At 65.2% G+C, this 18,618-nt stretch carries 14 protein-coding genes; 7 read left to right on the top strand and 7 right to left on the bottom strand.

The genetic code is table 11. The annotated features are described in order from the left end of the window. Positions 1–99 precede the first annotated feature (99 nt). The 3 genes from QJT82_RS06675 to QJT82_RS06665 form a co-directional block, all read right to left on the bottom strand. Positions 100–1,407 carry an MFS transporter gene (locus QJT82_RS06675; RefSeq protein ID WP_035630919.1) on the bottom strand — a complete coding sequence of 436 codons (1,308 nt, stop codon included), beginning with the start codon at positions 1,405–1,407 and terminating at the stop codon, positions 100–102. Positions 1,408–1,662: 255 nt separating this feature from the next. Continuing rightward, positions 1,663–2,115, bottom strand: a complete 453-nt coding sequence (locus QJT82_RS06670; RefSeq protein ID WP_028338665.1) for a MaoC family dehydratase — start codon at positions 2,113–2,115, stop codon at positions 1,663–1,665. Between the two features lie 11 nt (positions 2,116–2,126). Further along, positions 2,127–2,618, bottom strand: coding sequence for a MaoC family dehydratase (locus tag QJT82_RS06665; RefSeq protein ID WP_028331684.1), 492 nt, complete (start codon positions 2,616–2,618; stop codon positions 2,127–2,129). A 169-nt stretch (positions 2,619–2,787) separates the two neighbouring features. Between QJT82_RS06665 and QJT82_RS06660 the strand changes: the two genes are divergently transcribed. Then, complete coding sequence (locus tag QJT82_RS06660; RefSeq protein WP_018270614.1) at positions 2,788–3,558, top strand: IclR family transcriptional regulator C-terminal domain-containing protein; 771 nt, start codon at positions 2,788–2,790, stop codon at positions 3,556–3,558. A 159-nt stretch (positions 3,559–3,717) separates the two neighbouring features. Beyond that, positions 3,718–4,344 carry a pyridoxamine 5'-phosphate oxidase family protein gene (locus QJT82_RS06655; protein ID WP_196238116.1) on the top strand — a complete coding sequence of 209 codons (627 nt, stop codon included), beginning with the start codon at positions 3,718–3,720 and terminating at the stop codon, positions 4,342–4,344. Between the two features lie 43 nt (positions 4,345–4,387). On the opposite strand, the gene QJT82_RS06650 is transcribed toward QJT82_RS06655, so the two are convergent. After that, on the bottom strand, positions 4,388–4,813 hold the full coding sequence (locus QJT82_RS06650; RefSeq protein WP_028338663.1) for a hypothetical protein: 426 nt from the start codon (positions 4,811–4,813) through the stop codon (positions 4,388–4,390). A gap of 284 nt (positions 4,814–5,097) precedes the next feature. On the opposite strand from QJT82_RS06650, the gene QJT82_RS06645 reads away from it, so the two are divergent. Continuing rightward, on the top strand, positions 5,098–6,270 hold the full coding sequence (locus tag QJT82_RS06645) for a M20 aminoacylase family protein (protein ID WP_028338662.1): 1,173 nt from the start codon (positions 5,098–5,100) through the stop codon (positions 6,268–6,270). 3 nt (positions 6,271–6,273) lie between these two features. Here the strand turns inward: QJT82_RS06645 and QJT82_RS06640 are convergent, their stop codons facing one another. Beyond that, positions 6,274–7,455 (bottom strand): cytochrome P450, encoded by a 1,182-nt coding sequence (locus QJT82_RS06640; RefSeq protein WP_028338661.1) that lies wholly within the window; start codon positions 7,453–7,455, stop codon positions 6,274–6,276. Positions 7,456–7,592: 137 nt separating this feature from the next. On the opposite strand from QJT82_RS06640, the gene QJT82_RS06635 reads away from it, so the two are divergent. Continuing rightward, on the top strand, positions 7,593–8,501 hold the full coding sequence (locus QJT82_RS06635; RefSeq protein ID WP_028338660.1) for a LysR family transcriptional regulator: 909 nt from the start codon (positions 7,593–7,595) through the stop codon (positions 8,499–8,501). A 92-nt stretch (positions 8,502–8,593) separates the two neighbouring features. Here QJT82_RS06635 and QJT82_RS06630 read toward each other — a convergent pair whose 3' ends face one another. Further along, positions 8,594–10,216 carry an inorganic phosphate transporter gene (locus QJT82_RS06630; protein ID WP_028338659.1) on the bottom strand — a complete coding sequence of 541 codons (1,623 nt, stop codon included), beginning with the start codon at positions 10,214–10,216 and terminating at the stop codon, positions 8,594–8,596. A gap of 544 nt (positions 10,217–10,760) precedes the next feature. Further along, positions 10,761–12,209 (bottom strand): UdgX family uracil-DNA binding protein, encoded by a 1,449-nt coding sequence (locus QJT82_RS06625; protein WP_028338658.1) that lies wholly within the window; start codon positions 12,207–12,209, stop codon positions 10,761–10,763. 256 nt (positions 12,210–12,465) lie between these two features. On the opposite strand from QJT82_RS06625, the gene QJT82_RS06620 reads away from it, so the two are divergent. From QJT82_RS06620 to QJT82_RS06610, 3 genes are all read left to right on the top strand, one after another. Then, positions 12,466–13,260 (top strand): DNA repair protein, encoded by a 795-nt coding sequence (locus QJT82_RS06620; RefSeq protein WP_028338657.1) that lies wholly within the window; start codon positions 12,466–12,468, stop codon positions 13,258–13,260. A 229-nt stretch (positions 13,261–13,489) separates the two neighbouring features. Next, complete coding sequence (locus QJT82_RS06615) at positions 13,490–14,980, top strand: DNA polymerase Y family protein (protein WP_080686634.1); 1,491 nt, start codon at positions 13,490–13,492, stop codon at positions 14,978–14,980. After that, positions 14,977–18,408: an error-prone DNA polymerase gene (locus QJT82_RS06610; protein ID WP_028338655.1), complete on the top strand. Its 3,432-nt coding sequence runs from the start codon at positions 14,977–14,979 to the stop codon at positions 18,406–18,408. Before QJT82_RS06615 ends, QJT82_RS06610 begins: the two co-directional genes overlap by 4 nt. Positions 18,409–18,618 lie beyond the last annotated feature (210 nt).

Here is an 18,618-nt window from a genome sequence, read left to right as displayed (position 1 = left end):
GTCCTCGTTCCCGGCAAGCGTCTTTTGTTGGGCTCTTATTAGTCAGACGCAGCGGGCCGACACAAGCCCGGCAGTGGGTGCCGGGCGTGCGCTGGAAGATCAGGGGCGGCTCGGTTCGGCCAGTGTGACCTCATGTCTCGCGCGGGGAACGCAGACGATCAGCGTCAGCATGCCGATGCCGAGCACGGTGCCGACCAGGGCGAGCGGTGCGTAGATGCTCCCGGTTGCGACATTCATCCAGCCGATCAGGGCAGGGCAGACCGCGCCGCCGAACGAGCCGATCGCGCTGATCAGCGCGATGCCGCCGGCCGCGGCGCTACCCTCCAGCATCGCGTTCGGAATCGTCCAGAACAGCGACAGGATCGCGAAGATGCCGATCGAGGCGACGGCAAGCAGCGTCACGGTCAAGAGGACGCTGCCTTGCGCGGCCTGCAAGGCGATGAGGCAGGCCGCTGCGACGAGGCCGCAGCAGACCACGTGCCAGCGCCGTTCCCGTGTGCGGTCGGAGCTGTAGCCGATCGCCACCATGCCGATGGCGGACGCAACCGAGATCGCGCCGCTCAGCCAGCCGATCTCGGTAGTGGTCGCCACGCCGACGCGTTTCAGCAGCGTCGGCGTCCACAGCAGGATGGTGTTGAGCGAGCAGAAGAACGCGAAGTAGATGAAGGAGAGCAGATAGACGCGCGGCTCGCGCAGCGCCGCCGCGAAGCTCCGCGTGGTGCCGGGAACGGCGGCGCGGTCGCGGGCGAGGTCGCTTGCGACCTGCCGTCGCTCGTCGGCGCTCAGCCAACTCGCGACCTGCGGTCCGTCGGCGAGGTAGAAATAGGCGACGATGCCGAGCAGCACGGCCGGACCGCCTTCAAGGATGAACAGCCACTGCCAGCCATGCAGGCCGTGGACGCCCTGCATGTGATCCATGATCAGGCCCGACAACGGACCCGCGATGACGCCGCCGAGCGGCACCGCCATCACGAACAAGCTCGTCATGCGGCCGCGCACACGGTCCGGGAACCACAGCGTCAGATAGTACAAAATGCCCGGGAAGAAACCGCCTTCGGCGGCGCCGAGCAGGAAGCGCAGCAGATAGAGGTGATACTGGTTCTGCACCAGCGCGAGCAGTATGGTGACGACGCCCCACAGCACCATGATCCGCAGCAGCGTCTTGCGGACGCCGACCTTGACCAGCAGGAGGTTGCTCGGCACTTCGAGCGCGACATAGCCGACCGAGAAGATGCCGGCGGCAAGCCCGAACACCGCGTCGTCGATCTTGAGGTCGTGCAGGAACTGCAGCTTGGCAAAGCCGATGTTGAAGCGATCGATGATCGCAACCGTGTAGCACGCCAGCAGGAACGGGATCAGGCGCCAGGCGATCCGTCCATAGAGCCGCGAATGAGCCGCATCCTGCATGAAAGTCTCCTCGAATGATTATTTGATGTTCGTTATTGCCGCGACGGCGGTAGGCTCCCTCGCCCCGTTCTTACGGGGTCGAGACGAGCGAAGCTCGCTCTTAGAGGGTTGGGGTGAGGGGCTGCCTCCACATGCACGGTGACAGTTGGATTTGCGGAGACTCCCCTTCACCCGGAATGCATCTAGCGATGCATTCCGGCCTCTCCCCGCACGCGGGGCGAGGCGGAGCCCGTTGCCCCGATCGAGTGCGCGTGGCTAGTTCGCCTTCGCGCTCGGCGGAAACTCCAGCATCGCTTCGCCGGCCGCGACCGTCTCGCCGCGCTGGTTCTGCACGGCGACGTCGACCAGCACCCAGCGCGATCTTGTGGTGACCTGCTTGGCCTTGATGGTGCCGGCCGGGCAGATGGTGTCGCCGGGCTTCACCGGCTTCAGCCAGCGCGTCTCGAGCCTGCGATGGATCGCGCCTGCGGGAAGCGCCCAGTCGGTCAGCATGCGCGAGATCAGGCCGAAATTGTTCATGCCGTGCATGATGATGCCGCCGAAATTGGTCTTGCCGAAATCGCCCTTCATGTAGTTGTCGTCGAGATGCAGCGGGTTGTAGTCGAGCGACGCATCGCAGAACAGGCGGATCGATTCGCGCGAAACCGCGAATGCCGGGCCGTCGATGGTGTCGCCGGCCTTGAGAGATTCGAAATTCGCTGTGGTCATGGTGATCCTCCTTACATCGGACGGATGGTCTGGCCGCGACCCGAGCAGATCACGTCGCCATGCTGGTTGAAGAAGACGTTGTCGTGCACCACGAACAGCCGCTCGCGCTTGATGAACTTGTCGAGCGCGCGCGCCTGCAGGGTAATGGTGTCGCCGGGGCGGGCCGGGATGTTGTAGCTCCAGGACTGTCCGGCATTGACGGTGCCCGGCGAGCGCATCCAGTCGTCGGCCGGCGTGCAGGCGAACATCAGCAGGATATGGATCGCGGGCGGCGCGATCAACCCGCCATAGGGCCCGGCCTTCGCGGCGGCTTCGTCCAGATAGAGCGGATTGGTCTCTCCGACCGCACGGCAGTACAGCGCGATCGCTTCCTGGGTGAGCTTGTAGGGCAGCGTCTTGCGCGGCTCGCCGGGGACGATGTCGTCCCACACCTTGCGCAGCTTCGCGTCTTTCCAGAAATCGGTTTCGAACGGGGTGGCCGCAGAACTTTCTGCTTGCGCCATCGTGCATCCTCCTGCTATTGAGTTCGCCAGGCGAACAATTCATTCGCTATATGAATTCACGCTAGCGCGGTCGGGAGCCCCTGACAAGCGCGCAGAGCCGCGTCATGTGCAGGCAGCCATGCGGCTGCGATGTCGTGAGCGCGATGACGGAACCAGCCAGGCGCCCGCCATGAGCAAAGAGAGTGACGGCTTCGTGCGCGCGATTGCGCGCGGCTTCTCGATCATCGAAGCACTCGGCAAGCCGCCGGGGCGGCACACGCTGGCGGAGGCCGCCGACACTGCGGGCCTCAACCGCGCCACCGCGCGGCGTATCCTCGCGACCCTGGTGGCGCTGAAATATTGCGCCTCCGACGGACGCTATTTCAGCCTGCGGCCGCGCGCGCTCGGGCTCGGCCTGTCCTATCTCAACGCGCTGCCATACTGGGGGCATGCGCAGCGCGCGCTGGAAAATCTGCGCAACGAGATCGGCGAGTCCTGCGCGATGGCGGTGCTCGACGAGGACGAGATCGTCTATGCGCTAAGGCTGCCGGCGCGGCGGATCCTCTCGGCCAATCTCGGCGTCGGCAGCCGGCTGCCCGCGCATCTGGTTTCGCTCGGCCGCGTCATGCTCGCGGCGCTGCCGCCTGGCACCCGCGAGGCTTATCTCGCGACCGGGGGCTTCAGGCAGGTCACGCCGCGCACGGTCACCGATCCGGAGCGTCTTGGCGAGTTGCTCGCGCGGGTCGAGAGCGACGGCTATGCCTGGGTCGATGGCGAGCTCGATCCGGCGATCTGCGGCATCGCGGTGCCGTTGCGCGATCCCGCGGGCGCGGTGGTCGCCGCGCTCAGCGTCAACACGATCTCGGGGACGGTGAGCGAAGCCGGCGCGCGCAAGAAATTCCTGCTGCCGCTGCGCCGCACCGCGCAGGAGATCCGCAGCCAGATGCTGACATCAGGGTAGGGAACGGCCGTCATCGACGCCTTTTCACCCGCTCCGGACCTGGATGGCTTTTCACGCCCGTGCCGAATGAATAGTCTTTCGCCTTGCTGGCCGGGTGAACTGCCAAATCGCGGCCACGTCAACGTGCAGATCGATTGCTCAGCTTGCTGGAGGATTGCCGTGCCCGACCCAGTCCGCGCCCCTTTCTACCACGACGGAATGCGTGAGTTGCAGGACCGCTTCGATGGTCGTCGTGTCGCCGACGGCCTCGAGAAGCATCGCCTCCACTTCGAGTTCTGGGAACAGGACCGCAAGCTCATCGAGGAAACGCGATTCTTTTTCATCGCGACCAGCTATCAGGATAACATCGATTGCTCGATGCGTTCCGGCGATCCCGGGTTCGTGAAGATCACCGGGCCTGATACGCTTGAATTCCCTGAGTACGACGGCAACAACATGTACCGCACGCTCGGCAACATTCACCGCAACCCGAACGTCGGGCTGCTGTTCGTACGGCTCGACGGCAAGACGTTTCGCACGCGCATCCGGGGCAAAGCGACGATCCACGACAGCACGGAGGCGCTTGCCTTGCATCATGGCGCGAAGGTCGTCGTGCGCGTCAAATGCGAGATCTTTCCAAATTGCCCGCGCTACGTTCCGGACCTGATGGGCGCCTCAGCGGACGTACCGGCGAACCTGTACGTGCCTCGACCCGGGTATGAGCCGCCCGCTCCGGAATGGAAAAGCCGGGATTACCTCAGGGACGTCCTCTCGAAATACGATCCGCATCGGAAACGTGACGCATAGCGGACAGCCGGGAACCGCATCCGGACGAGCGAGCAAACTGCGTTCAGAGCAGCGGTGCCATGTAGGGAATGCTGCCGACCAGAACGAACACCTGCACCGCGTTGCACAGCATGCCGCCCCAATGCAGCTGGCGCAGCCGCCGCACGGCGGTGGGATCGCCGGCGTCTCTCGCGTCCGCCTCGGCATCGAGCCGCCGCAGAAACCATTGCCGCGCCAGCACCGCGAACCCTGCGATCAAGGCGATGCCGAGCGCAACGGCGAACCGGCCGGCCGTGGCAAAGGCGAGCGTGCCGACCGCACCGGCGACCGCCAGCACCAGGAAGTAGGCGTTGAACATGCCGCGCAGCAGGCGGGTGACGGGCGGGACGTCGAGCTTCACAAGCAGGAACGCCGGCGCCGCCAGCAGGAAATATCCCATCGGCACCAGCAGGATGATGGTGGAAAACAACACCGCCTGATCCGGCGTCATGCAGCCGCTCCCTGTTGGAAGGCGAGAGGATTTCGGTGCGGAAAACCTGGGGTAGTATCCGCGCCGGATATGTCCCGCACTATTAGGCTTTGGTCGGATGCGTTCGTATCAGGCTTGGCGCTGGCGGCCCTGCGCATAATCACTCCGCGCGGCGTCCGAGGAACATTTGTCCTCCCGATTTGTGAAAGCCGGGTCCTAGCCTGCGGCATGCCACATCTGTTTGGGTGGACCGGCTCTTGCATGCTAAAGATGACTTACGTCCAACCTCTGAGGCCAGAACTCTCATGCCCATCGTCAACCGCGTCGCCGATCTGCAACCCGATATCCAGGCCTGGCGCCGCGACATCCATGAAAACCCCGAGCTGCTCTACGACGTTCACCGCACCGCATCATTCGTCGCCGACCGGTTGCGCGAGTTCGGCTGCGACGAGGTCGCGACCGGGCTCGGCAAGACCGGCGTGGTCGGGGTCATCAAGGGCACGAAGGGGCCGGCCAAGGGCGACGTCAAGGTGATCGGCCTGCGCGCCGACATGGATGCGCTGCCGATTCACGAGCAGACCAATTTGCCTTACGCCTCGAAGACGCCGGGCAAGATGCACGCCTGTGGCCATGACGGCCACACCGCGATGCTGCTGGGGGCGGCGCGCTATCTCGCCGAGACGCGCAATTTCGCCGGCGACGCGGTCGTGATCTTCCAGCCGGCCGAGGAGGGCGGCGCGGGTGCCGCCGCGATGATCAAGGACGGCCTGATGGACCGCTTCGGCATCGAGCAGGTCTACGGCATGCACAACGGTCCGGGAATTCCGATCGGCTCATTCGCGATCCGCACCGGCCCGATCATGGCCGCGACCGATGCGATCGACATCAAGATCGAAGGGCTCGGCGGCCACGCCGCGCGGCCGCATAAATGCATCGATTCCGTGCTGGTCGGCGCGCAGCTCGTCACCGCCTTGCAGCAGATCGTCGCGCGCACCGTCGATCCGCTCGACTCCGCCGTGATCTCGATGTGCGAATTCCACGCCGGCAACGCCCGCAACGTGATCCCGCAGACCGCGGAGCTGCGCGGCACCGTGCGCACACTGACTCGCGAGGTGCGCGATCTCATCGAGAAGCGCGTGCGCGAGGTGGTGGATGGCGTTGCCAAGATGACCGGCGCCAAGATCGATCTGACCTATGAGCGCGGCTACCCGGTCACCGTCAACCATGAGGCGCAGACCGAATTCGCGAGCCGCATCGCGCGCGAGGTCGCGGGCGCATCCAACGTGCACGAAATGCCGCCGCTGATGGGCGCCGAGGATTTTTCCTACATGCTGGAAGCGCGGCCCGGTGCCTTCATCTTCTGCGGCAACGGCGACAGCGCCGGCCTGCATCACCCTGCCTACAATTTCAACGACGAGGCGATCGTCTTCGGCACGTCGTATTTCGTGAAGATCGTCGAGAACGCACTGGCGGCGTGAGGCTCACGCGTCCCATCGCACCGGCAGCGCCACTGGGCCACGGAACACCCAGCCGCGCACGACCGGCGGCGCCTCCGTGCGGAGGCGCAGATTGCGCAAGCGCGCGAACAGCATCGGCGCCACGATCTTGCCGACGGTGAGCCGTGACACCCAGGTGCCGGCGCAGAAATGCGGTCCGGCGCCGAATGCCAGATGCGATTGCTTGGGCCGCGTCACGTCGAAGCGGTCGGGCTCGGCGAAGCGGCTGCCGTCGCGGTTCGCGGCGCCGACGCAAAGGCCGATCTGAAGGTCTTGCGGCAGCGTGATGCCGGAAAGATCGACGTCGCGGGTGACGCGGCGCGGATACATGCCGATCGGCGAGATCCAGCGCACCGCTTCCTCGAGCGCGGCCGGCCACAGCTCGGGCTTCGCCAGCACGCCGTCCTTCTGCGCCGGGTTTTCCAGGAGGCCGAGCACAAGCGTCAGGATCGCGTCGCGCGGCTCGTTCAGGCCGCCGCCGATGATCACCTTGATGTTGGCGCGGATGCCCTCGATCGGCATCGGCGGATCGGCATTGATCATCGAGGACAGGATCGAAGGATTCGGCTGGCTGCGGTGATCGTCGAGCACCGCGTCGATCGCGGCATCGACATCGGCGCTCGCCTGCATCGCCTTGCGCTCGATCTCGGCGTCGGCGGCGTAATTGCCCGCGCCGTCGATCAGCGCCTGCGACCATTCGGCGAGGGTCTGCCACGGCATCGCGCGAAAGCCGATCATCGCCATCAAGCTGAGCGAGGCCATCGGCGCGGCAAGGGCGGAGAACAGATCGGCCTCGTCGTTCGCGGACAGGTCATCGATCAGCTTTTCTGCGATCGCGGTGAATTGTGGTGCCCAATACTCCTTGATCGTGACCGGGCGGAACGAGGGCTCGATCGCCTTGCGGCCGATCGCGTGCTCGGCGCCGTCCTTGCGCATGAAGGTCGGCCCCATCACCTTGTTGACCAGCGAGGCCGGATTGTCGGCCGAGTAGGTCACCGGATCGCGCTCGATCCGCATGATGTCGTCGAAGCGCGTCACCAGCGTCAGCTTCGCGGGCGCGACAAAGACCGCGGGCGCCATCTCGCGCAGGCGGCGGAAGATCGGATAGGGGTCGTCGAGCAGATCCTGATATGCGATGTCGGTGACGATTGGTACGCCGCTGGCCATTGGTCCTCCCGGGAGCGCTTTTCGCGAAGGCTAGCGCCGGGCGCGCAATCACTCAATTCGATGGGATCGATCTGATTCATCGAAATATTCCATGACCTTGTGTTAGGCTGGCCGCCAGTATTGCAGGGAGGTGCAGCGTGGCGGCCAATTCCTCGATCGATCCGATCGACATCGGGACTCTGCGGACCCTCGTGCTGGTCTATGACCTGCAGTCGTTCTCCGCCGCCGCCAAGCGGCTCGACGTCAACCAGTCGACCATCAGCTATGCGGTCGAGCGGCTGCGCGGCGCGCTGCATGATCCGCTGTTCGTTCGCAGCGGCAATGGCGTGACGGCGACCGAACGATGCGCTGCGCTGGTCGCCTGGGCGCGAGACATGATCGGCGAGATCGACGGGCTTGCATCACCGGCGGAGTTCGATCCGGCGACGGCGCAGGGCAGCTTGACGATCTCCTGCAACTATCACGAACGCCAGACCCTGATCCCGCAGTTCAGCACGCGGCTGCGTGCCGGCGCGCCGCGGGTCCGTCTCGTCCTGCTCGATGCTGCGGGCCACGGCGACGTCCATCTCAAGCAGAACCAGTGCGACATCGTGCTCGGTCCGGTCGGGATCGTCGGCGAGAGCTTCTTTCGGCGCCATATCCTCACCGACCACTATGTCTGCGTGATGGATCCGGCCAATCCGCTCGCGCGCGGCCGGATCGCGCTATCGGCCTATGCCAGGGCCGAGCATGTCTTCATCACCCACAGCGGTGAGTGGCAGCCGCTTTATCTCGCGGCGCTGAGGGCGAGGAAGATAGAGATCGAGGCGGTGGTCAGCCTTCCCAATCACGACAGTCTGGAGCGCATCATCACAGGCACCAGGCTCGTCGCGACCATCCCGTATCATCTGGCGCGGGCGATGCGCGGCGGCCTCCATGTCGCTGCGCTGCCGTTCCGCGTGCCGATCTCGATCGACATGTACTGGGGCGCCAGGACGGCCAAATCCGGCTTGCACAAATGGGCGCGCGGCCTGCTGGCCGAGGTTGCGAAGGCCTGCGCCGCCTGAGCGAGGAGTCGGGCTGCAGGTCCAAAGCAAAAGGCCCGCACCGGAGTGCGGGCCTTTTGTCCGGCGCGTTGCTGCGCCGAAAGCGTGTGGCGTCAGAACAGGTGGTAGAACACGTAGTAGAGAACGCCCGAGATGATCATCGCGGCCGGCAGCGTCAGCACCCAGGCCATCGCGATGTTGCGGATCGTGGCCCATTGCAGGCCGGAGCCGTTGGCGGCCATGGTGCCGGCGATGCCTGACGACAGCACGTGCGTGGTCGAGACCGGCAGGCCGTAGCCGTCGGCCGCCGCGATCGTCGCGGCCGCCGTGATCTCGGCGCAGGCGCCCTGCGCGTAGGTCAGGTGGGTCTTGCCGATCTTCTCGCCGACGGTGACGACGATACGCTTCCAGCCGACCATGGTGCCGAGGCCGAGCGCGATGGCGACGGCGAACTTCACCCAGCTCGGGATGAACTTCGTCGCGGCATCGAGCGAGCCCTTGTACTGGTTCAGCGTGGCGATGTCGGCAGCGGTCAGCTCGGCTTCCTTGTCCTTCATCAGGAAACGGATCGCCTCGGACGCCAGGTACATGTCGTTACGGGTGTTGCCGACCGCGTCAGCCGGGAACTTAGCCAGCGATCCATACTGGGCAACCTGCTGGCCGATGTCGCGCACCAGTACCGCAAGCGACGGAAAGGTGCCTTCGTTGATCTGGTGCTGCGCGACATAGTTGGTCACGGCCGGGCGCGGATTGCCGATCACGTTGTAACCGGCAGCCTTGCCTTCGATGACCTTGCTGGCCGCGGTCGAGTGCGCCGTGAACAGCTCGATCTGGCTCGAGGGCATTGCGCGGTTCAGCGCATAGGCGGTCGGCACGGTGCCGATCAGGATCAGCATGATCAGGCCCATGCCCTTCTGACCGTCGTTGGAGCCGTGGAAGAAGCTGACCAGCGTGCAGGTCAGGATCAGGATGCCGCGGATCCACCACGGCGGCGGCTGGTCGCCGACCGGTTCGCCGAACAGCGCCGGCGTCGCGCGCTGCAGCGCGATTTTGAGGAGGTAGAGCAGGCCGGCGGCGAGCGCGAAGCCGAACAGCGGCGACAGCAGCAGCGCCTTCGCGATGTTGGTCGCCTGCGACCAGTCGACGCCCGAGGTGCCGTCACGGCCGCGCAGCAGCGCGTTGGTGATGCCGACGCCCATGATCGAACCGATCAGGGTGTGCGAGCTCGAGGCCGGCAGGCCGAGCCACCAGGTGCCGAGATTCCAGATGATGGCGGCGATCAAGAGCGCGAACACCATGGCAAAGCCGGCACTGCTGCCGACCTGCAGGATCAGCTCGACCGGAAGCAGCGAGACGATGCCGAACGCGACGGCGCCGCTGGAGAGCAGCACGCCGATCAGGTTGAACATGCCCGACCACACCACGGCGACATGCGCCGGCAGCGAGCGGGTGTAGATCACGGTGGCGACCGCGTTCGCGGTGTCATGGAAGCCGTTGACGAATTCGAAGCCGAGCGCGATCAGCAGCGCGACGAACAGCAGGATATACGGCAGGAACGAAGTGATGCGCGTGCCGGTGGCGTCGACATCGGCATAGATGCTGTAGGCAACGAACAGCAGCGCGGCCGCGACCACGCCCAAATAGATAACCCCGGTGAGAGGATGAAAGCCCTTGTCGAGGTCCGGACCCCTCTTTAGGGCGGGCTCGATCGAGCCGGGTAACGCCATATCGCTCATGGTAAACTCCTGTCCCAATGCGCCCGATTTTGATCGATGCATATGACAAGCAATTGAAATCCGGCTCCGCGAGATGCGCCGGTCTCCCGTGGCGGTGGACATCGAGCCGAATATTTGTGCAACGCATTGAGCGCGCACGTGGCTTCGCGGCCTCGTGGCAATCTCCAGCAACAACGGATCGCCGATCGCGACGGAAAGCTGCGGCCTGCGTTTCGCAGGACGAGACAATGTGCGGATGACACCACACCGGCATCCGGCGGGGCCGGCAGGCCTGGCGGCCGGAGAATTCGGCGCGCGCCTGCGAGTGGGAGGATCGCGAATGAGGGAGGAGGATTGCGAGATGAGGTGGCGCGCCGCACGATCGGGGCTAGCAAACCGCGCAGCGCGCCCGCCTCAGGGTACGTCATGGCGTGAACATGACGCCCGATACCTGCGGAACATGCTACCCTACCACGGATCAATTAAAGGTTGTAGGTATTTGTCTGCGTTTAGAACAATTTCTCGTTGCGATGTGGTTCCTCCGGTTCCGCTGGTTTTACGGAACTCAAGCTGCATCGGCTGATCTGCGCAACTGATGTGCGGCGATTTTCAGGTCGTCGATAAAGCGCTGATATTCCAGCGCCTTGGCTTTTTCATCCGGCAGCCGCAACAGATAGGATGGGTGCACGGTGACGAGCACCTTGGTTCCGTCGTGATCGATCAGATGGCCGCGGTTCTTGTTGATCGGCGTGATCTTGCCGAGCACACTCTGCGCGGCGGTGGCGCCGAGCGCCATCACGAGGTCCGGCTTGATGGTGGCGAGCTCGCGCTCGTACCACTGGCGGCAGGCGCGGATCTCCGGTGTGCTCGGCTTCTGGTGCAGCCGGATCTTCCCGCGCGGCACGAATTTGAAGTGCTTCACTGCGTTGGTGACATAGACCTTGCGACGATCGATGCCCGCTTCCTGCAGCGCGCGATCGAGCATCTGGCCGGCCGGTCCGACGAAGGGGTGGCCTGCGAGATCTTCCTTGTCGCCGGGCTGCTCGCCGACCAGCATCAGCGTTGCGCTCTGCGGTCCCTCGCCGAACACGGTCTGCGTTGCATCTTTCCACAGCGGGCAGGCGCGGCAATCGGCGGCCTCCTCGCGCAAGGCCGCGATTGTGTCGTGAGCTTGCCTGTCTTGAACTTGCTTGCCTTGAGCTTGCTTGCGGGGCATCGGCGTATCCTGCCGCTTCTGCGGCTCGGCCGCCTTGCGTGCGATGAAGGGGCCGCTGGTCATGCGCATTGCGTCTTCGATCAGAGGCTTAATGATCGAGTCCTCGGGCAGGTTCCTCCAATAGGCTTGCGGCATCTCCATCACTTTCAGCCGTGCGGGATTGAAGCGGCCGTTGTCGTGACGCCGCCAGGCCTCCTCAAGCCGGTCCTCGGTCGGCACTTCGGATTTGGCGACGCCCGGCGTGATCGAGATCGCGTGCCCGTCCCAATGTGCGCAGACGTCGGGGGTCAGAATCGACCACGGCATGTCGGCGAAGCGGCCGGCGAAGAACGGCGCGGCAAGCTCGACGATGCGATGCTCCGGCTCGAACCAGGCGACGTAATGCGCCGTCCGCTCGCGGCCAATCTCGCGGAAGCGCAGATGCGCGTGCATCCTGTCGATATCGACATAGACCGCGCGCGCCATCGCGTGGACCTCGGCGACATCGGGATCATCGGTCGCGCCGAGCAGATCGTGATTGCTGCGCAGCCGCCACAGCAGGCGATAGAGCAGGGCAAAGCGTTCGTCACTGCGATGCAGGATCGCGGCCTTTGCGAGCTCGACGAATTTGGCCGACACATTGAACCGCGCCTGCGGCGTATCCGGCAATTCATTCACGCAGGATGCCGACGACAATTCGTCGTCGCTGCGTACCGTCCATGTGATCTCCGCGGGCTTCACTTCGTTCAGCGCCAATCGCCGCGCGGCCTTGCGCCAGCCCTCGAAATCGGTGTCGTTGTCGAGCACGATGATGCGCATGCGATTGCTCCGTTTCCGTCACGCCGCCATTTTCGGGGCCTGCGTGCCTGACTTGCGGAAGAGCAGGGCCCGTGCGGTTCGGCGGCCGCTGAATCCCATTGATTCCACTCATGAATCGATGAGCTCACCAATCCGATTGACTCTGCGGGCCCTGTTAGCTTTATATTAGAACATACCATGAACAATTGAGCCAGTCCCTTGGTTCTCTGTTCAGGCAGTGACGACCTCAAATTTTCAAGTTGAAGGAGCGGCGCATATGAACGGCGCACGCATGGGTACGCTTGCGTCTCTGCGCGGCAGCATCGCGCGCATCGAGGCGCCATCGGATGCGGCGATGCCGAACCGCGTCGCGCTTGGACACGCCGGCGCCGATGCGATGCTGCGCGGCGGGCTTGCGCCGGCAGCATTGCACGAGGTGTTCGCGGCCGGCCATCAGGGCGGCGCGGCGACCGGCTTCATTGCGGGGCTCGCCGGACGGCTGTCGGCACGCAAGCCGCTGGTCTGGGTGCGGCAGGATTTTTCCGATCGCGAAAACGGCGCGCTGTCGATGCGCGGGCTTGCCGAACTCGGCCTCGATCCGCGCCTCTTGGTCACGGTGCGCGCCGCCGATGTCGACAGCGGTTTGCGCACCGCGGCCGACGCGCTCGCCTGCGATGCGCTCGGCGCGGTCGTGCTCGAGGTCTGGGGCCAGGCGCGCCAGCTCGATCTCGTCGCCAGCCGCAAATTGACCCTGGCCGCGCAAGCCTCCGGCGTCACCGCGCTGGTGCTGCGGATCGCGGCAACTCCGATCCCCTCGACCGCGGAGACGCGCTGGATCGTGCGCGCGGCGCATTCGCCGCCGGGCAATGCCGCGAGCGTGTGGGGCACGCCGCGCTTCGAGGCCGAACTCGTGCGCAATCGTCATGGCCCGGTCGGGCGATGGATCATGGAATGGAAATGTGATGAGTGCCAATTCAGTGAACCGTCGGCGTATTCTCAGCCTGTGGCTGCCACGCCTGCCCATCGACCGCATCAAGCGCAAGCTCGCGCAGGACATCGCCTCGCAAGCTGATGCACATGCCGTTGTGCCAACCGACACACGGGCGGTGGTAGGGCTCCCTCTCCCGCTTGCGGGGGAGGGCTGGGGTGGGGGTCTCGCCACGAGTCCCGCTGAGGAGAGAGCCCCCACCCGGATCGCATCTCACGATGCGATCCGGCCTAAGAGCGAGCTTCGCTCGTCTCGACCCCCGCAAGCGGGAGAGGCGAAGAAAGACCACCGACTTTTTTTACAAACGACAACGGTGCAAGAACTCCCCAGCGTTGTCGTCGCAAAAGACCACAACGCCATCCTGCTGCACGCGATCGACGAGGCCGCGGTGCGCGCCGGGCTGTCGATCGGGCTGCCGCTCGCCAATGCGCGGGCGATCTGTCCGGAGCTCACGGTCTATGATGCCGATCCCGCCGCCGACCTGAAGACGCTGAACGACATCGCCGACTGGTGCGACCGCTTCACGCCGCTGGTCGCGCTCGATCTGCCTTACGGTCTGTTTCTCGACATCACCGGCTGCGCACATCTGTTCGGCGGCGAGCGCGCGCTGCTGCAGACCGTGACGGGGGCGCTGAGCCGGCGCGGCTTTGCCGTCAGCGCGGCGATATCAGGCACCTCGATCGCGGCGCGTACGCTGACACGCACCGCCTCGGGCAAGGTTGTCGCCGATGGCGAGGAGGCGGCGGCGGTCGGCCCGCTGCCGGTGTCGGCGCTCAGTGCCGATGCCGCTGTCACCACCGGCCTGCGCCGCGCCGGCTTGAAGACCATCGGCGATGTCGCCTCGCGCGCGCCGCATGAAATCTCGGCGCGGTTCGGTGCGGCCTTCACCACCTTGCTCAGCCACGCGCTCGGGCAGGGCGATGCCCCGATCAGCCCGCGCAAGCCGCTGCCCGACTACATCGTCGAGAAGCGTTTCCCCGAGCCGGTCGCGACCGACACCGTGATCGCGCTGACGCTCTCGAGCCTCGCCAAGATGCTGGTTACGGCGATGGACAAGCAGAGCAAGGGCGCGCGGCAGCTGGAAGCGAGCTTCTTCCGCACCGACGGCGCGGTGCGCGCGATCATGGTCGAGACCGGGCGTCCGGTGACGCGGCCCGAGATGATCGACCGCCTGTTCCGCGAGCGGCTCGATGCGCTGAACGATCCGCTCGATCCCGGCTTCGGCTTCGATCTCATTCGCCTCGCCGCAGGGCGTACCGAGATCGTGGTGCAGCAGCAGCGCGATCTCGACGCGTCAGTGCACGACAATGACGAGCTCTCGGCGCTGATCGACCGCATCGCCGCCCGCATCGGCGGAAAACGCGTCGTCGTGCATCTGCCGCTGGAGAGCCACATCCCCGAACGATCGGCGCTGGCACTGCCGGCGCAGCATCATCTGGCCGCGGCGGGCGCCGCCGCCTGGCCGGAACGGGTCGCCGGCGAACCGCCGCTGCGTCCGCTCAGGCTGTTCGAGCGGCCCGAACCGATCAATGTGCCGTTCGCGACCGTGCCCGACGGTCCGCCGCATCAATTCACCTGGCGGCGCGCGCAGCATGACGTGGTGCGGGTCGAGGGCCCCGAGCGCATCGCGATGGAATGGTGGAAGCAGGACGGCGTGTCGCTGACGCGCGATTACTTCCGCGTCGAGGACGCCGAGGGCCGGCGCTTCTGGATCTTTCGCGACGGTCTCTACGAGAGCGAGCTGCGCGACGAGGAGGGCAAGCCCGCCCCGGCCAGCTGGTATGTGCACGGGCTGTTCGCATGAGCACACCTCCACCCGACTATGCCGAGATCGGCATCACCAGCAATTTCTCCTTCCTGCGCGGCGGTTCCGATCCGCGCGCCTATGTGCATCAGGCGAGCGAACTCGGGATTCCCGTGATCGGGCTCGCCGATCACAACACGCTGGCCGGCGTGGTGCGCGCCTGGAAGGAGCTCGACAGCGAGAAGATCGCCCATCCGCCAAAGCTTTTGATCGGTGCCCGCATCGTCTTCATCGACTCTACGCCCGACATCCTGGTCTATCCGCGCGATCGCGCCGCCTATGGACGGCTGTGCCAGCTCTTGACCCGCGGCAAGCGCGGCGGTGGCATCGAGCGCATCGAGAAGGGCGACTGCCGGCTTACCCTGTCCGATCTCATCGACTTCGCCGAAGGCCAGCTTCTGGTGCTGGCGCTGCCGCATCGCTTCGAGGCGCCTGCTGCGCTCGATATCCTTGCGCAACTGAAGGCAAGCGCCGCCGACGGCGTCTGGCTCGCCGCAAGCCTGCTCTATCGCGGCGACGACAGGCGCCGCCTCGCGCGGCTGCATGGCCTCGCCACTGACGCCGGTGTGCCGCTGCTCGCCACCAATGAGGTGCTCTATCACCATCCGGCGCGCCGCCCGCTGCAGGACGTGCTGACCTGCATCCGCGAAAAGACCACGATCGAGGCGGCCGGCCGCAGGCTCGAGGCCAATGCCGAACGGCATCTCAAGCCGGCGCATGAAATGATCAGGCTGTTTCGCGATCTGCCGGACGCGATCGCGGAAACCATGCGCTTTGCTGCGCGCATCTCTTTCTCGCTCGACCAGCTCAAATATCAGTATCCCGACGAGCCGGTGCCGCCGGGCAAGACCGCGCAGCAGCATCTGGAAGATCTGACCTGGGCCGGTGTCGACAAATATTTCGGCGGCGAGATCGACGAAAAGCTTCGCACCACCCTGAACAAGGAGCTCGCGCTGATCGCCGAGCTGAAATACGCGCATTACTTCCTCACCGTGCACGACATCGTGCACTATGCGCGCAGCCAGAACATCCTGTGCCAGGGCCGGGGCTCGGCGGCGAATTCGGCGGTCTGCTTCGTGCTCGGCGTCACCTCGGTCGATCCGACCAAGGTCGATCTGTTGTTCGAGCGCTTCATCTCCAAGGAGCGGCTGGAGCCGCCCGACATCGACGTCGATTTCGAGCATTCGCGGCGCGAGGAGGTGATGCAATATGTCTACCGCCGCTACGGCCGCCACCGTGCCGCGATCATCGCCACCGTGATCCATTATCGCCCGCGCAGCGCGATCCGTGATGTCGGCAAGGCGCTCGGGTTGACCGAGGATGTCACCGCGGCGCTCGCCGACACCGTGTGGGGCAGCTGGGGCAAGGGCCTCAACGACATGCAGGTGCGCCAGGCCGGGCTCGATCCCAAAAATGCGATGATCAACCTCGCAGTCGAGCTCGCCACCGAGCTGATCGAGTTTCCGCGCCATCTCTCGCAGCATGTCGGCGGCTACGTGCTGACCCAGGACCGGCTCGACACCTATGTGCCGATCGGCAACGCCGCGATGGACGACCGCACCTTCATCGAATGGGACAAGGACGACGTCGACGCGCTTCATATGATGAAGGTCGACGTGCTGGCGCTCGGCATGCTGACCTGCATCCGCAAATGTTTTGACCTGATCGATCACCACAAGGGCAAGCGCTGGGAGCTCGCCACCGTCCCGCAGGACGACAAGAAGGTCTACGACATGCTGTGCCGCGGGGAGTCGCTCGGCGTGTTCCAGGTCGAGAGCCGCGCCCAGATGAACATGCTGCCGCGGCTGAAGCCGCGCACCTTCTACGACCTCGTCATCGAGGTCGCAATCGTCCGCCCCGGTCCGATCCAGGGCGACATGGTGCATCCTTATTTGCGGCGGCGGAACATGAAGCCTGAAGATATCGAGTACCCTTATCCCAAAGGCGGCAATAGGGACGAATTGCGCAACGTCTTGCACAAGACGCTCGGCGTGCCGCTGTTTCAGGAGCAGGCGATGCGGATCGCGATCGAGGCCGCAAAATTCACCTCAGAAGAGGCCAATGGCTTACGGCGCTCAATGGCGACCTTCCGTAACCTCGGCACCATAGGAGAATTCGGAGACAAGATGATCGGGAACATGATCGCGCGCGGTTATGATCCCGAATTCGCCAAAAATTGTTTTGAGCAGATCAAGGGCTTTGGCTCCTACGGCTTCCCGGAAAGCCATGCCGCGAGTTTCGCCCAACTCGTCTACATCTCCTCATGGCTGAAGCATCATCATCCCGATGCGTTCTGCTGCGGCCTGCTCAACTCGCAGCCGATGGGCTTTTATGCCCCGGCGCAGATCGTCGGCGACGCCCGCAGCAACGGCGTCACGGTGCGCGAGGTCGATGTCTCCCATAGCTTTGCGCAGAATACGCTGGAGGAGAAGGTCGGCGATCACTGCGCGGTGCGGCTCGGCTTCCGCCAGATCGACGGCTTTCACTGGCTGGACGAGGATGAGGAGAGGCTGAAACAGCTTCAACTGTCATTCCGGGATGGTGCGCTAGCACCAGACCCGGAATCTCGAGATTCCGGGTTCTCGCTTCGCGAGCCCCGGAATGACGACGTCAAAGACTGGGCCGACCGCATCGTCGCCGCGCGCAACCGCCGGCCGTTCACCTCGCTGGAAGACTTCGCCCGCGACACCGGCCTGCCCAAGCGCGCGCTGATCCTGCTCGCCGACGCCGATGCGTTCCGCTCGCTCGGGCTCGACCGCCGCGAGGCGCTGTGGGCGGTGCGGCGGCTGCCCGACGACGTGCCGCTGCCGTTGTTCGAGGCCGCCACCGCGCGCGAGCAGCCGGATGAGGGCGCCAAGCCGCTGCCGGAGATGCCGCGTCCGGAGCAGGTGGTCGCCGACTATCAGACTATCCGCCTGTCGCTGAAGGGCCATCCGATGGAGTTTTTGCGCGACACCTTCACGAAGGAGCGCGTCGTCGCCTGTCACACCATCAACCAGAGCAACGACCGCCGCCGCGTCCGCTGTGCCGGCGTCGTGCTGGTGCGGCAGCGGCCGGGCAGCGCCAAGGGCGTCGTGTTCATGACGCTGGAGGACGAGACCGGCATCGCCAACATCGTGGTGTGGCCAAAGGTGATGGAGCAGTACCGCAAGGAGGTGATGGGCGCGCGCCTGATCCTGGTCGAGGGCTATATCCAGAGCAGCCCGGAGGGCGTGACGCATCTGGTGGCGCAGCGCATGACCGATCGCTCCCACGATCTGATCGGCCTCGCCAATGAATCCTTGAGCCGCAAGCATCCCGTGCCCGCGGGCCCCGCGCTGATCGAGCCGCTCAACGACGACCGCCGCGATCACGGCGACAACTCGCCGCAAAAAATCCGCCACCCGCGCAACGTCCGCATCCTGCCGCCGTCCCGCGATTTCCATTGAGGCTCGCGGCGCAACTCTTTCACCGTCACCCTGAGGAGGCCGCGAAGCGGCCATCTCGAAGGGCGACGGCCCGGCTTTCTCCGCGCGACTGCCAGCGGAGCCGTGCATCCTTCGAGGCTCGCAAGAGCTCGCACCTCAGAGCTTGTGACCCTATGAGTTGCGAGCGCGGCATTTGCCCTGGTAAGGCGATGGCGCGATCGGAAGGATGCC

Source organism: Bradyrhizobium sp. Mp19 (assembly GCF_029952935.1).
GTDB classification, from domain to species: domain Bacteria; phylum Pseudomonadota; class Alphaproteobacteria; order Rhizobiales; family Xanthobacteraceae; genus Bradyrhizobium; species Bradyrhizobium elkanii.
Note: the sequence above shows the minus strand (reverse complement) of the source record. Positions and strands in the feature narration are given on the sequence as shown.